Source organism: Georgenia daeguensis, from assembly GCF_039537705.1.
GTDB lineage: Bacteria > Actinomycetota > Actinomycetes > Actinomycetales > Actinomycetaceae > Georgenia > Georgenia daeguensis.
The window spans coordinates 151,001-164,757 of the sequence record NZ_BAABBA010000002.1; the positions used below are offsets into that span (position 1 = coordinate 151,001).

The 13,757-nt window shown below is 74.6% G+C and carries 12 protein-coding genes and 2 riboswitches; of the genes, 4 read left to right on the plus strand and 8 right to left on the minus strand.

Going from position 1 to position 13,757, the window contains the following annotated elements:
- Positions 1-68 precede the first annotated feature (68 nt).
- The 3 genes from gcvT to ABD774_RS02405 form a co-directional block, all read right to left on the minus strand.
- Positions 69-1,163 (minus strand): glycine cleavage system aminomethyltransferase GcvT, encoded by a 1,095-nt coding sequence (gene gcvT, locus ABD774_RS02395; RefSeq protein WP_345037223.1) that lies wholly within the window; start codon positions 1,161-1,163, stop codon positions 69-71.
- 52 nt (positions 1,164-1,215) lie between these two features.
- Positions 1,216-1,316: riboswitch (glycine riboswitch) on the minus strand.
- Positions 1,317-1,407: riboswitch (glycine riboswitch) on the minus strand.
- Positions 1,408-1,512: 105 nt separating this feature from the next.
- Entirely contained in the window at positions 1,513-1,911 is a 399-nt protein-coding gene (locus ABD774_RS02400) for a universal stress protein (RefSeq protein ID WP_345037225.1), read from the minus strand.
- Positions 1,912-2,025: 114 nt separating this feature from the next.
- A complete protein-coding gene (locus ABD774_RS02405; RefSeq protein WP_345037227.1) occupies positions 2,026-3,180 on the minus strand; it encodes a DUF4192 domain-containing protein in 1,155 nt (384 codons plus the stop codon).
- Between the two features lie 171 nt (positions 3,181-3,351).
- On the opposite strand from ABD774_RS02405, the gene ABD774_RS02410 reads away from it, so the two are divergent.
- On the plus strand, positions 3,352-4,440 hold the full coding sequence (locus ABD774_RS02410) for a polyprenyl synthetase family protein (protein WP_345037230.1): 1,089 nt from the start codon (positions 3,352-3,354) through the stop codon (positions 4,438-4,440).
- Positions 4,441-4,507: 67 nt separating this feature from the next.
- Here the strand turns inward: ABD774_RS02410 and ABD774_RS02415 are convergent, their stop codons facing one another.
- On the minus strand, positions 4,508-4,879 hold the full coding sequence (locus ABD774_RS02415; protein ID WP_345037232.1) for an Rv2175c family DNA-binding protein: 372 nt from the start codon (positions 4,877-4,879) through the stop codon (positions 4,508-4,510).
- A 176-nt stretch (positions 4,880-5,055) separates the two neighbouring features.
- Here ABD774_RS02415 and ABD774_RS02420 point away from each other — a divergent pair, with 176 nt between their 5' ends.
- Both ABD774_RS02420 and pknB read left to right on the plus strand, forming a co-directional pair.
- Positions 5,056-6,543 carry a LysM peptidoglycan-binding domain-containing protein gene (locus ABD774_RS02420; RefSeq protein ID WP_345037234.1) on the plus strand — a complete coding sequence of 496 codons (1,488 nt, stop codon included), beginning with the start codon at positions 5,056-5,058 and terminating at the stop codon, positions 6,541-6,543.
- Between the two features lie 176 nt (positions 6,544-6,719).
- Positions 6,720-8,672, plus strand: a complete 1,953-nt coding sequence (pknB, locus tag ABD774_RS02425) for a Stk1 family PASTA domain-containing Ser/Thr kinase (protein ID WP_345037236.1) — start codon at positions 6,720-6,722, stop codon at positions 8,670-8,672.
- 59 nt (positions 8,673-8,731) lie between these two features.
- Here pknB and ABD774_RS02430 read toward each other — a convergent pair whose 3' ends face one another.
- The 4 genes from ABD774_RS02430 to ABD774_RS02445 all read right to left on the minus strand — a co-directional run bounded on the left by ABD774_RS02430 (position 8,732) and on the right by ABD774_RS02445 (position 13,220).
- Positions 8,732-9,328: a molybdopterin-dependent oxidoreductase gene (locus ABD774_RS02430; protein WP_486327258.1), complete on the minus strand. Its 597-nt coding sequence runs from the start codon at positions 9,326-9,328 to the stop codon at positions 8,732-8,734.
- Between the two features lie 76 nt (positions 9,329-9,404).
- The gene (locus ABD774_RS02435) at positions 9,405-10,757 is read right to left on the minus strand and encodes a class II 3-deoxy-7-phosphoheptulonate synthase (protein WP_345037241.1); all 1,353 of its coding nucleotides are present in this window, start codon (positions 10,755-10,757) and stop codon (positions 9,405-9,407) included.
- A 230-nt stretch (positions 10,758-10,987) separates the two neighbouring features.
- Positions 10,988-12,214 carry a pyrophosphate--fructose-6-phosphate 1-phosphotransferase gene (locus ABD774_RS02440; protein ID WP_345037243.1) on the minus strand — a complete coding sequence of 409 codons (1,227 nt, stop codon included), beginning with the start codon at positions 12,212-12,214 and terminating at the stop codon, positions 10,988-10,990.
- An 88-nt stretch (positions 12,215-12,302) separates the two neighbouring features.
- Entirely contained in the window at positions 12,303-13,220 is a 918-nt protein-coding gene (locus ABD774_RS02445) for a 1-acyl-sn-glycerol-3-phosphate acyltransferase (protein WP_345037245.1), read from the minus strand.
- A 23-nt stretch (positions 13,221-13,243) separates the two neighbouring features.
- Between ABD774_RS02445 and ABD774_RS02450 the strand changes: the two genes are divergently transcribed.
- On the plus strand, positions 13,244-13,738 hold the full coding sequence (locus ABD774_RS02450) for a hypothetical protein (RefSeq protein WP_345037247.1): 495 nt from the start codon (positions 13,244-13,246) through the stop codon (positions 13,736-13,738).
- The last annotated feature ends 19 nt before the right edge of the window (positions 13,739-13,757 follow it).

Genomic DNA, 13,757 nt, shown 5'->3' on the forward strand with positions numbered 1-13,757 from the left:
TGGGACTTGCCTGGCAGGGTGTGGGGTCTGGGTGCTGCGGCTCTCGCCGCGAGGGCGGGCCGTCGCGGTCAGCGAGGGCGGCGGTAGAAGGGCAGGTCGACCACGGTCACGGGCTGGCGCCTGCCGCGCACGTCCACCTCGAGGCGGGTGCCCACGGCGGCCCTGTCGCGGTCGACGAGCGCCATCGCGACGGGGTGGCCCAGGGTCGGCGACAGGACGCCGGAGGTGACGGCGCCGATCGCGCCGTCGCCGTCGAGCACGGTGCTGCCGGCGCGGGCGGCGCGGCGGCCCTCGCCGGCGAGCCCCACGAGCACCGTCCCGCTGGGGTGCTGAGCCCGGTCGGCGAGGGCGTCCTTGCCGACGAAGTCGTGCTCGAGGTCGACCACCCGGCCCAGGTTCGCCTCGTAGGGCGTGACGTCGCGGCTGAGCTCGTGCCCGTACAGGGGCATGCCCGCCTCGAGCCGCAGCGTGTCCCGGCAGGCGAGCCCGCACGGCACGACGCCCGACCCGGCACCGGCCTCGAGCAGCGCCGACCACAGCGGCACGGCGGAGGCGGCGGGCACGGACAGCTCGAAACCGACCTCGCCGGTGTAGCCGGTGCGGGCGAGCAGCACGGGGACGCCGGCGACCTCGGCGCGGACCGAGGCGTAGTACCTCAGGGCGGCCAGATCCGTGTCGGTGAGTCCCGCGAGCACCTCGGTCGAGACCGGGCCCTGCAGCGCCACCAGCGCCCGGGCCTCGGTGCGGTCGGCGACGTGCACGTCGGCGCCGGACCGCACGGTGAGCTCGTCCAGCACCACGGTCCGGTTGGCTGCGTTGGCGACGACCAGGAACTCGGTCTCCGCCAGGCGGTAGACGATGAGGTCGTCGACCACGCCGCCGTCCGGGGCGACCATCATCGTGTAGCGCGCCCTGCCGACGGCGAGGGTGGAGCTGCGGGAGACCAGCGCGTGGTCCAGCGCGTCCGCGGCCCCCGGTCCGGACACCTCGATCTGCGCCATGTGCGAGAGGTCGAACAGGCCGGCGCGCTCGCGGACCGCGGCGTGCTCGGCGAGGTCGGAGGTGTAGCGCAGGGGCATCTCCCAGCCGGCGAACGGGGTCATCGCGGCGCCGGCGTCGCGGTGCACGGCGTAGAGCGGGGTGCGCAGGAGGTCGGTGGTCATGCGGGGAGCTCCGTCGGGTCGTCGGACGCGTGCGCGGGCGCGCACGTCGATCGGCTCCCCCTCTGTGCTGGTACCTGAGAGTTTCGGGCGCCGGACGGCGGCCCTTTCACCATGGGTGAGCCCGTGGACGCGTGGACTTCTTTCCAGAGTGGCCTGATCGACACGGTGCGGGGACCTGAGAGATTGCCGGGGCGGTTGCTCCTTCGGTGCGTCGCGGGGGCGACGGCTCTCCCGTGCCGACTGCTGACGGCCCGATATCCAGTTCTGGGTGGCGTCGGAGGATCACCCGCCGCGCGGGGTGCACGCTACCACCGGCGGTGCCGGGAACGCGGTCGCGGCCGCGCCGCGGTCAGGACGCGGCGGGGACGGGCTTGACGGCCAGCACGGGGCAGGGGGCGTCGAGCAGGATGCGCTGCGCGTTCGACCCGAGCACGAGCTTGCCCACCGGGGAGCGGCGGCGCAGCCCGATGACGATCAGCTCCGCCTCGACCTCCTCCGCCGTGGCGACGAGGGACTGCGCGACGTCGTCGGACCGCCGGAGCTGGCGGATGTCGTAGGCGATGTCCGCGTCGTCGAGCAGGTCACGCACGGCGTCGGCCTCGGCCTCCAGCAGCGACGGGTCGTCGCCGCGCGAGCGACGCGCGAGCACCACGATGAGCCGGGAGTCGCGCCGTCGCGCCTCCGCCACGGCGGCGTCCAGCGCCGCCGCTCCCTCCTGCGTGGTCACGTACCCCACGACGATCGTCATGCCTGCTCCGTTCCTGCCGCCTGCCGGGCGGCCCCGTGGACCGTGCCCGGGACGTTACCCGAAACACCGCGGTCACGAGCACCTCACGCACGGCGGGCACGGACGGCGACACCGTCACGGTGTCCGCACCCACGCCGGCGGCATACCCGCCTCCAGCGCCGCCACCACCAGCTCCGCCAGGCGGTGGCCCGGCTCCTCCTGCAGCGCCTGCCGCGCGACCACGTCGGCGCGGGCCCCCTCGTTGCCCCACCAGGCCAGGTACGCCAGAGCACCCAGGGCCGGGCCGCCCCCACCGGGCTCGGCATGGGCGGCCACGGTCTGGGCGAGCGCCGTCGCCCGGCCGACCATCTCGGCGTCCGGCGCCACCTCGGTCTCGAAGGCCCGGACCACCGTCCCGGGATCGAGGTAGTCGCCCGTGCGCCCCTCGGCCGCCTCCATCGTGGCGGCCACCACGGCGTCCCTCACGACCTTGTCGCCGAGCACGACGAGCAGCCGGCCCAGCACCTCGGGGGCCGTGCGCGACCGTTGACCCGGACCGGTCGCGACCGCGGCGTCCCACAACCGGGCGCCCTGCTCCCGCCAGCGCCGCAGCGGCTCCTGGTCGCGGGCGGGCCGGGCACCGGGGACGCCGAACGCGGCGCCGCGCACGAGCGGTGCGCCGCCGCAGGCCCGGCGCACCTCGCGGAGTCGCTCGCGCTCCGCCTCGGCAGCTGCGAAGGCGGTGGCCAGCGCGTCGCCGTCGCGGGTGCGCACGACCGCGAGCTGCGACCGGTCCCCCGCAGCGGCGCGTCCCGCCGTCACCATCGCCGCCGCCGCCGGGGACGCGGTCAGCAGCTCGAGCGGATGGCCGGCCGGCGGGCAGCAGTCGCAGGTGTCGAGATGGCCCCAGCCACGCGGCCCCACCCGCCACGGGTCGAGATCGGGCGCCAGCGGCCACAGGGCCTCGTCCAGGGCGTCGGCGAGATGGTCCACGACGTCGTGGAGCACCCGGTCGTCCTCCTCCTTCGTGTACAGGACGAGGTGGAGGTCCTCGGGCTGCTGGGCGGCGACGTGGCCAGCCAGGACCGCCGCCGCCTCGCCGCCGCTGAGCGGGGACGCGAGGTCGGCGAGGTCCATGCGCGCCACCAGGCCGACCTCCTTCCGGCCGTCCGGGGTGACGCTCACGGCCACGAGAACGGCGGACTCGGCGGGGTGGAAGCCCAGCCGGTACGGGATGAGGGCGATGAGGTCGCGGGGCTGGGACAGTCGGATGGTCTCTGTGGTGGTCATGGGTCCATCCAGCCGCGGAACTCCTGGTGCCCGCGCCGCGCCTGTGCACGGACGCCGCGGCCGCCGCCGGCTGTGCACAGCGGCGGTCGGGTGGACGGACGCGCCGCGCTGTGGACGGGTCAGGGTCTGCGATGTGGACGGTGGGGGTCGCGGGGCGCATAGGGTCGGGTCATGCACAGCACCGCCCTGTCCGACCTCCGCGAGGCCGTCGCCGAGCGGGTCCTCACCGCCCTGGACGACCGCACCGCGCACCTCGCGCACGTGGGCGCGCCGCTGACCGACTTCCTGGCGCCCGCCAGGTCCCTGCTCGGTGGCGGCAAGCGGCTCCGGGCGCTGCTGTGCGGGGCGGGCTGGGCCGCGGCCGCCCCGGACGCCTCGCTGGGGGGGCCCGTGGTCCTCGCGGGCAGCGCGCTCGAGCTCTTCCAGGGTGCCGCACTCGTGCACGACGACGTCATGGACGCCTCGCAGACCCGGCGCGGCATGCCCTCAGCGCACCGCAGGTTCGCCCTCGAGCACGCCGAGCGGGACTGGCTCGGCGACGCCGACGACTACGGTCAGGCGTCCGCCATCGTTCTCGGCGACCTCCTGCTGTCGCTGTCGTCCATGGAGATGGACGAGGCGCAGGCGGCGGTCGGACCCGCGGCCGGGGGCCGGGCGCGGCGGACCTACGACGCGATGACCGCCGAGGTGGCCCTCGGCCAGTACCTGGACGTCCGGTCCCAGGCCCAGCCGTGGGAGGACGACGGCGACGCTGCGCTGGCGCGGGCCCTGCAGGTGGTCCGGCACAAGTCGGCGCGGTACTCGGTGGAGCACCCGCTGCTGGTGGGTGCCGCGCTCGCGGGTGCGGACGACGATCTGCTCGCCGCGCTGTCCGCCGTCGGGCTGCCGCTGGGCGAGGCGTTCCAGCTCCGTGACGACGAGCTGGGCGTCTTCGGCGACCCGTCGACAACCGGCAAACCGGCGGGCGACGACCTGCGCGAGGGCAAGCGCACGGCCCTGCTCGCGATGACCGTGCGCCGGGCGGGCGCGGACGACCGCGCGTTGCTCCGGGACCGGGTGGGCGCGGCGGACCTCACCGGCGACGACGTGGCCGCCCTTCAGCGGGTCATGCGTGCGACCGGTGCGGTGGAGGAGCACGAGCGCATGATCGAGGCGCGTTACCAGGCCGGTCTGGTCGCCCTGGCTACGGCGGCGTTGCCGCGGCGGGCCGACGCCCTGCTGCGGGAGCTCGCGGCGGCGCTCACCCGCCGCGCCGCCTGATCCGGGCGGTCCGGTCCGCGGCGCTGCGTCGCTGCCGCCGGGCCGGGACGCGCGTCCCGGCCGCCCGTCAGAAGGCGAGCGTCTGGGCGACCCGCCGCACCGCGTGGGTGCGCCGGGCGCGCAGCGCGGCGATCGGCGTCGCCTCGAGCTCGGCGTGCGGCGTGAAGAGCCAGCGGAAGGACTCCTCGGCGTCGTAGCCGGCGTCAGCGAGCAGGATCAGCGTGCCGCGCAGCGCGGGCAGCGGCCCCGGGCCGTCGACGTCGTCGGGCCCCAGCAGCAGCTCACCGGGCACCGAGCGGGCGCCGTTCGGCCCGTGCGGCACCGCGAGCAGACGGTGCTCCCGCAGCAGGGAGCGGACGTCGCGGAGGCGGAGACCGAGCATTTCCGCCACCTCGGGCAGGGAGTACCAGCGGGTGGGGTCCTCGGGCGCGTCGGTCACGGAGGAATCTTAGAGGACCGTTTCGGACAATCGGTTGTCGACACGCACCTACAGTCGCTACTGTCACACTGGTTTCATTAGTCACGTTGGTATCACCGACAACACGAGTCACGTCCGTTACACGAGCGGTCGTGTCTCTGAGCCGGCCCCCTGTGCACGACCCCGTTGGAGGATCGATGTCGAAGGTCGAGAACAGCTCTCGGACCACTGCCCGCACCCAGGCGGGACGGGCCGGTATCGGTCTGGCCCTGGCCGCGACGACCGCCGTGGGCGTCGCCGTCCCCGCCGCGACGGCCCAGGCCGCGCCCGCCCAGCCGCCCGCCAGCCTGCACAGCGCCACCCTCGGCGCCACCGCCCTCGCACCGCAGGCGCCCGCGGCCACACCGACCATGACCTACCGGGTCCAGGCCGGTGACACGGTCTCCCACATCGCCGCCCGCACCGGCTCCTCCGTCAGTGCGATCGTGCGGGCGAACAACCTCGACTCCCGTGCGCTCATCCGCGTCGGCCAGATGCTCAAGATCCCCTCCGCCGCCTCGGCCTCCGACGCCCGGCCGGCGACCACGGCGGCCTCGCGCGCGGCCGCGCGCCCCGCCGTCACCCACACCGTGACGGCCGGCGACACGCTCTCCGTCCTGGCCCAGCGGTACGGCACCACGGTCGCCGCCCTCGTCCAGGCCAACAAGCTCGACTCGGCGCACCGCATCTACGTCGGCCAGAAGCTCGCCGTCTCCGGCACGGCCTCGCTCCCCGCCTCCGCCGCCCCGACGGCGACCTCCGTGCCCACCCGGACCACGCCGGCCGTCACGACCGGCGGGACGCACACCGTGCGCGCCGGCGAGACCGTCTCGGGCCTGGCCAAGAAGTACGGCACGACCGTCCGCGCCATCATCGCGGCGAACAACCTCCGCCCGTCGGGCCTCATCTACGCCGGCCAGAAGCTCGTGGTCTCGGGCGCCGCCGGCGCCGCTCCCTCGAGCGCCCCGGCGCCGGCCACGACCTCCGGCACCTACACCGTCCGGGCGGGCGACACCGTCTCCGTGCTGGCGAAGCAGTGGGGCACCACCGTCTCCGCCGTCGTCCAGACCAACAAGCTCGACGCCCGCGGGCTCATCTACGTCGGGCAGAAGCTCAAGGTCCCGGGCACGGCCGCCACGCCCGCCGCGCCGGCCACCACGCCGCTGGTGCCGAACAGCTTCCTCGGGCGCACCTACCCGGACGCCACCGTCGCCTCCGCCAACGCCAACAAGGCCACGCTGCTGGCCACCGGCGTGCCCTCGCGCGCGCAGATGCAGGCCACGGTGGCCCAGGTGGCACGGCAGATGGGCGTCGACCCCGCGCTCGCCCAGGCCCACGCCTACCAGGAGTCGGGGTTCAACCACGCCTCGGTCTCCCCCGCCAACGCCATCGGGACGATGCAGGTCATCCCGTCCTCCGGCGAGTGGGCCTCCGACCTCGTCGGCCGCCGGCTGAACCTGCTCGACCCCTACGACAACGTGGTGGCCGGCGTGGCGATCATCCGTCAGCTCCAGCGCACCGCGCCGGACCTCGAGACCGGCATCGCCGGCTACTACCAGGGCGCGGCCTCGGTCAAGCGCAACGGCATGTTCGCGGACACTAAGATGTACGTCGCGGCCGTCAAGGCGCACATGAACCGGTTCTGAGATCCGCTCATGACGACGGCCGGGCCACGGGGCCCGGCCGTCGTCATGTCCGGCCGGCGCACCGTGTCGGCCCTGTCCCCGCCCGACGCCGCTCCCTGCCGGGAGGCCACGACGGAGCTGTGTGACCTTCGGCATGCCGCACGCTGGCGGCGTGGTGCGGCGGTTACGCTCGCGACGTGGACGCCACGACTCTCGACCCGATGATCGGCCACCTGGTCGACGACCGGTACGAGGTGACCGCACGCGTCGCGCGCGGCGGGATGGCGACCGTCTACCGGGCCACCGACCGTCGGCTCGACCGCACCGTCGCGGTCAAGGTGATGCACGCGCACCTGGCGGAGAGCCCGGACTTCGTCGCCCGGTTCCGCCGGGAGGCGCAGGCGGCGGCCCGGCTCGCGCACCCGGGCATCGTCTCGGTCCACGACCAGGGCCTGGCCGGCGAGGCAAGCTACCTGACGATGGAGTTCGTCGAGGGCCCGAACCTGCGCACGGTGCTCCGCGAGCGGGGGGCGCTGCCGCTGGGCGAGGCGCTCGCGCTCACCGGTCAGGTGCTGGACGCGCTCGCCTGCGCCCACCGCGCCGGACTGGTGCACCGGGACATCAAGCCCGAGAACGTCCTCCTGACCCTCGACGGACGTGCGAAGGTGGCCGACTTCGGTCTCGCGCGCGCCGTCACGGAGGCCACCGCGGCGAGCACCGGCACGGTCCTCGGCACGGTGGCCTACCTCGCGCCCGAGATCGTCACCGCCGGACGGGCCGACCCGCGCGCGGACGTGTACGCCGTGGGCGTCCTGCTCTACGAGCTGGTCACCGGGCGCCAGCCGTTCGCCGGCGAGGCGCCGATCCAGGTCGCGTTCCAGCACGTCAACGGTCGTGTCCCCGCGCCGTCCGCCCTCGTCCCCTGGCTGCCGAAGGAGGTCGACGAGCTCGTCGCCGCCCTCACGGCACGCGAGCTCGACGAGCGGCCGGAGGACGGCGGGGCGGCGCTCGCCCTCGTGCGACGGTGCACCCACGCCCTGGACGGGGCCACCCTGGCCCGCCGCGCGGGCACCGGTCGCGCCGCCGCCGTCCCGGCCGCACCGCAGCCCTCCCCGGGCAGCTCGCGCGCCGACGCCCCGCCGTCGGACGGCCACCCGACCACCGCGACCGAGCTCCACGAGCCGAACGGGACCATCGCACTTCCTATCGGGGCCATCCGGCGCGAGGAGCCCGCCCCCGCGCGCCCCGCCCGGCGACGGCGGGCCTGGCCGCGCGTGCTGGCCCTGGTGCTCGCGCTGCTGCTCGTCACGGGTGCCGGTGCCCTGTGGTGGTTCCAGGTCGGGCCCGGCGCCACCGTCGCGACCCCCGAGGTCGTGGGCCTGGAGGAGGACGCGGCCGTCGCCCGGGTCCGCGACGCCGGCCTGGAGCCGGTGGTGAGCCGCAGCCATCACGACGACGTCGAGGCGGGGAGGGTGATCTCCACCGATCCCGGCCCTGGCGCCGAGGTCCACAAGGACGGCCGGGTGCGCCTGTCAGTCTCGCTCGGCATCCTCATGCTCACCGTGCCCGACGTCGCCGGCCTCGAGGCGGCCGCCGCCGCGGAGGCGGTCGAGGCGGAGGGTCTCCCGGTCGGCAGCACGACCGAGCAGTACCACGGCAGCGTTCCGGCCGGCACCGTCATCTCCTCCTCCCCCGAGGCCGCCGAGCAGGTCGCGCACGACACCCCGATCGACCTTGTGGTCTCCGCCGGCCGTGAGCCGGTCGAGCTGCCGGACGTCACCGGCCTGGCGCGCGCGGAGGCCGTCGCCGCGCTGGAGTCGGCGGGCCTCGCGGCCGGCGAGGTGACCGAGGAGCACTCCGACACCGTGCCGGCGGGGGCGGTCATCGCCCAGGCGCCGCCGGCCGGCTCGGCCCAGCTGTACCGCGGCGACTCCGTGGACCTGCGCGTGTCCCTCGGCCCGGAGCTCTTCGCGGTTCCCGACGTCGTCGGCCGCCAGGTCGGCGAGGCGCGGTCCGCCCTGGCGGCGGCGGGGTTCGAGGTCGCGGTCGAGGAGGTGCTCGGCGGGTTCTTCGGCACGGTGCGGGCGCAGGACCCGGAGCCCGGGGCCATGCTCCCCCGCGGCAGCGTCATCACGCTCACCGTGGTCTGACGCAGCGGCTGCCGCCCACGCGGGCGTGCCGTCCGGCGGACCGTCCGGCACCGCGGGTCTCACTCCTCGTGCGAGTACCGCTCCTCGCGCCACGCGTCCCCGCGCAGGTGGTAGCCGCGGGACTCCCAGAACCCGCGCTCGACCTCGGTGAGGTAGTTCCAGCCCCGGAGCCACTTGGGCCCCTTCCAGGAGTACAGGTGGGGAAGGATCAGCCGCAGCGGGCCGCCGCGCTCGTCGCTGAGCGGCTCGCCGCCGTGGTGGGTGGCCAGCACGGCGCGGGGCGAGACCAGGTCCTCCAGGCGCACCGTCGCCGCGTAGCCGTACTCGGCGAACACCAGGACGTGCTCGACGTCCTCGCGCGGCGGTGCCAGCTCGACGACGCCGCGGGCCGCGACCCCGGACCAGCGCTCGTCCACCGAGGACCAGCCGGTGGCGCAGTGCAGGTCCGCGGTGACCTCGAGGGGCGCCAGCGCCAGCACCTGCTGATACGTCAGCGCGTGCTCCGCGCCGTCCGCCGTCGCGCCCCCCACCGTGAGCCGCCAGCGCTCCGGACGACGGCGCGGCACGGGCCCGTAGTGCATGACGGGCGCCTCGGCGACCAGCCGCTGCCCCGGGGGCAGGAACCGGTCGGCGGGCAGGCGCGGCAGGTCCGCCATGCCCGCGCCCATGGCGTGCTCCTGCACCCCGTCGTGCTCCACCGTTCCCCCCGCGGTCCTCTCCGTTGTGCGCCGTCTAGTAGCCCCGCAGCATCTCTGCGACGTCGAACGCCATCTCCAGCGACTGCTGGTGGTTCAGGCGCGGGTCGACCAGAGTCTCGTAGCGGCGCGCGAGGGCGGCCTCGTCGACCTCCTCGCTGCCTCCGAGCACCTCGGTGACGTCGTCGCCGGTGAGCTCCACGTGCAGCCCGCCCGGCACGGTCCCGAGCGCCTGGTGCACCTCGAAGAAGCCGTGCACCTCGTCCAGGACGGTCGCCAGCTCGCGGGTCTTGTACCCGGACGGGGACGTGATGGTGTTGCCGTGCATCGGGTCGCACACCCACGTCACGGGGCGCCCGTCGGCGGTGACCCGCTCGACCAGCCCGGGCAGGACGTCGCGGATCTTGCCGGCGCCCATGCGCGTGATGAAGGTGAGCCGGCCCGGCTCGCCGTCGGGGGTGAGCCTGTCCATGAGTGCCAGGGCGTCGTCCGCCGTCGTCGTCGGGCCGAGCTTGACCCCGATCGGGTTGCGGACCCTCGAGAGCAGGTCGACGTGGGCGCCGTCGAGCTGACGGGTGCGCTCGCCGATCCACAGGAAGTGCGCGGAGGTGTTGTACGGGTCGCCCGTGCGCGAGTCGATGCGGGTCATGGCCGCCTCGTACTCCAGGAGCAGCGCCTCGTGGGAGGTGTAGAAGTCCACGGTGCGCAGCGCCTCGAAGTCGACGCCCGCCGCACGCATGAACCGCATCGCCCGGTCGATCTCCGCGGCCAGCACCTCGTAGCGCGCGTAGGCGGGGTTGGCGGTGAAGCCGCGGTTCCACTGGTGCACCAGGCGCAGGTCGGCGAAGCCGCCGTTGGTGAAGGCGCGGATGAGGTTGATCGTCGTCGCCGAACGCTGGTAGGCGCCGAGCAGGCGCCGCGGGTCCGGCGTGCGGTCCGCCTCGGTGAAGGGGTGGCCGTTGACGGCGTCGCCGCGGTAGGCCGGCAGGGTGGTCCCGTCCCGCGTCTCCTGGTCCGAGCTGCGCGGCTTGGCGTACTGACCGGCCATGCGGCCCATCTTGATGACCGGGAGGCTGGCGCCGTAGGTGAGGACGGCGGCCATCTGCAGGATCGTCTGGATCTTGTTCCGGATCCGGTCCGCGGTGGACTCCGCGAACGTCTCCGCGCAGTCTCCGCCCTGGAGCAGGAACGCCTCGCCGCGCGCCGCCATCGCCAGCTTCTCGCGCAGGCTGTCCGCCTCGCCGGCGAAGACCAGCGGCGGGAACTCACGCAGCTCGGTGGTCACCCGGGCCAGCTCACCCTCGTCCGGCCACTGGGGCTGCTGCGCGGCGGGGAGCTCGCGCCAGTGCTGGAGGCCGCTCAGGACCTCCGGTGTCGCCTCGATACTCACCCGGACAGGATAGGCGGCGCCGAGGGCTGAGACGGACGGCGTCCACGGACCGGCCGCCGCGGGCCGTGCCCCGCGGCCCGCGACCGCGCCCTCGACACCACGAGCGCTGCAGGCGAACCTGCAGCGCTCGTGGTGTCGCTGCGCTCGACGGCGGTGCGGGGTGCTCGATCCTCGGCGGCGCCGGGCACCGGCGGTGAGACCGAGCCGGCGCCCGACGGACCGCCGGCGGGTCAGTGCGCTGCGGGCGCGGCCGCCTCGACGCTCTGGCCGATGCCGGCCATGAGCTCGCGGAACCAGTCCTGGTCGATGTCGAAGGCCTTGCCCCCGGCGATGCGCGGGAACGGGACGGCCTTGAGCCGGTCGCCGTCCTCCTCGTCGTGGCCGATGACGCCCGACTCGCCCTTGAGGGCGCACTCGACGGCGAGGTCCACCATCGACTTGATGAGGCGCAGGTCCTCGGCGTTCGCGCGCGAGGACCGCGAGAAGTACCCGCTCTTCTGCACCATGACCTTCTCGGCGCCGATGAGCTCGGCGAACTGCTTGGCGAACCAGGCGCCCGGGTTGATCGTGTCCAGCTTGACGTGGCCGAAGGGGTCGCGCTCGACCTCCTCGCCCTTGGCCTCGAGCTCGGCGACGATCTCCGGCACGCCGGCCCCCTCGGAGAGGAAGATGTTCACGTTGCCGAGCTCGTCCATCACCCCGCGCAGGCGGCGGGCCTCGCCCTCGATGTCGATCTTCGTCTCGGGCAGGAAGACGGCGTGGATGTCCCACCGCTCGCGGCTCAGGCCGATGCTGGGCACCCACTCCTGCGTGTCGAGCCAGGTGCGGTAGGAACGCGCGGCGGCGGCGGTGAGCCAGCCGCAGTGCCGGCCCATGACCTCGTGGACGATGAGCATGCGCGGGCTCACGCGGTGCTCGCCGATGATGTTCTGCGCGAACTCGCTGGCCTCCTCGGCCGCCGTCCAGGCGCCGAGGGACTGCCGGATCGGGACGATGTCGTTGTCGATCGTCTTGGGCAGCCCGACCACCGTGAGGTGGTAGCCGTTGTCCTCGAGGTAGGCGGCGAGGTCGGCGGCCGTGGTGTTGGTGTCGTCGCCGCCGATGGTGTGCAGCACGTCGATACCGTCGGCGCGCAGCTGCTCCGCCGCGACCTCCAGGGGGTTCTGCCCCTCCTTGACCAGGCCGCGCTTGACGAGGTCCTTCGCGTTGGTGAGCTTGACGCGCGAGTTGCCGATGGGGCTGCCGCCGAAGCGGTGCAGGACCCCGGCGTGCCGGCGGGCCTCGTCGTCCACGACCACCTTGGTGCCGGTCAGCAGGCCGTGGTAACCGTTCTGGTAGGCGACGATCTCCACCTCGGGCGAGATCTCCGTGTAGCGCTCGATCAGCCCGCCGACGGCGGAGGACAGGCAGGGGGCGAACCCACCGGCGGTGAGCAGGGCGACGCGACGGACCGACATCGGGAACCTTCCGTAGTGCTGGTACAGGAGCCGCCGCCGACGGGCGCACGGCCGGGCCCACGGCGTCGTGCCGCGGCCCCCGGTCATCCTAGGCGCGCGGGCTGCCCGCCTCGCGGGACGCCCGGCCCGGCGCGGCAGCGCCCGGCGAGGGCGTCACGGCGGCGTGCACGGCTGCTCCGCCGTCGCCGGACGGGGCGGGTTCGCCCTCGACCGCGGGGATGCCGCCGTCCTCGGGCGTGGGCGTCGGCACCTCCGTGGCCGGCACGGGGCGACCGCCCGGTGCGCCGACGGCACCCTCGGCGACGTCGGGGCGCCCCGCGTCCTTCTTCGCCGCCGCCAACCGGTTCTTCACGGTGGCGGCGTAGACGTCGACGTACTCCTGGCCCGACAGCCGCATGAGCTCGTACATGATCTCGTCGGTGATGGCGCGGAGCACGAAGCGGTCGTTCTCCAGGCCGCGGTAGCGCGAGAAGTCCAGCGGACGGCCGACGACGACCCCGATCCGGTGCATCTTGGGGATCCGCTTGCCGATCGGCTGGGCGATGTTGGTGCCGATCATGGCGACCGGCACCACCGGCGCACCGGACTCCAGCGCCAGCCGTGCCACGCCGGTCTTGCCGCGGTACAGGCGCCCGTCGGGACTGCGGGTGCCCTCGGGGTAGATGCCGAACAGGCCGCCCTCCCGCAGCCGTCGCAGACCCGTCAGCAGCGCGGCCTCGGACGCCTTGCCGCCGGCGCGGTCCACCGGGATGGTCCCCACCCCGCGCATGAACGCGGCGACGAATCGCCCCTTGAGGCCCTTGCCCGTGAAGTAGTCCTGCTTGCCCAGGAAGACGACCTCCCGCGGGATCATCAGCGGCAGGAAGAACGAGTCGATGACCGCGAGGTGGTTCGAGGCGAGGATCGCCGGGCCCGAGCCGGGGATGTTCTCCACCCCACGGATCCATGGCTGGTAGAAGACCCGCAGGATCGTCCCGAGGGTCGCCTTCATCAGCCGGTAGAACACGGACTCACTCTAGAGTGCATGTCATGGCCGGACCCACTCGTGACGGCGTTCCCGACGGCGAGGAGCCGCTCGACGACGCGACCGTCGCCGCGCGCTGGGCGGAGCTGACGGCCGACCTGGGCGAGCTTCACGTCCCGTCCGAGGACGAGCTGAGCCCCTCGACGGCGGTCCCGCCGGAGCCGCCGCTGGCGCCCCGGCCGGCCGCCGCCCCGGGACCGCGGGACTACGAGCCGGGGCCGGGGCGGGAGGACGACGAGGACCCCTCCTCCGGGATCGACGGGTTCGTCCCGCCCGAGCCGGAGCCGCTCACCCACGCCGATCCCGCGCTCACCCTGGGCTGGGTGGCGACGATCGGCTCGCTCGTGGTCGGCCTGCTGCTGTTCGTCCTCGACCCCTCGGTGCCGAGCTGGGTCATGGCGTTGCTGGCGGTCGCGCTGCTCGGTGGGGTCGGCCTGCTGCTGTGGCGGATGCCGGCCCGGCCCGAGGACCGCGGCCCCGGCGACGGCGCCGTCGTCTGACGACGCCGTCGGGCGGGCC

Excerpts from the sequence above, each read along its gene's own strand:
- ABD774_RS02430 (WP_486327258.1), bottom strand. The coding sequence starts at position 9,328 with ATGGCGGACCTGCCGCGCCTGCCCGCCGACCGGTTCCTGCCCCCGGGG.
- ABD774_RS02420 (WP_345037234.1), top strand. The coding sequence starts at position 5,056 with ATGTCGAAGGTCGAGAACAGCTCTCGGACCACTGCCCGCACCCAGGCG.
- ABD774_RS02405 (WP_345037227.1), bottom strand. The coding sequence starts at position 3,180 with ATGACCACCACAGAGACCATCCGACTGTCCCAGCCCCGCGACCTCATC.
- gcvT (WP_345037223.1), bottom strand. The coding sequence starts at position 1,163 with ATGACCACCGACCTCCTGCGCACCCCGCTCTACGCCGTGCACCGCGAC.
- ABD774_RS02450 (WP_345037247.1), top strand. The coding sequence starts at position 13,244 with ATGGCCGGACCCACTCGTGACGGCGTTCCCGACGGCGAGGAGCCGCTC.
- ABD774_RS02440 (WP_345037243.1), bottom strand. The coding sequence starts at position 12,214 with ATGTCGGTCCGTCGCGTCGCCCTGCTCACCGCCGGTGGGTTCGCCCCC.
- ABD774_RS02410 (WP_345037230.1), top strand. The coding sequence starts at position 3,352 with ATGCACAGCACCGCCCTGTCCGACCTCCGCGAGGCCGTCGCCGAGCGG.
- ABD774_RS02400 (WP_345037225.1), bottom strand. The coding sequence starts at position 1,911 with ATGACGATCGTCGTGGGGTACGTGACCACGCAGGAGGGAGCGGCGGCG.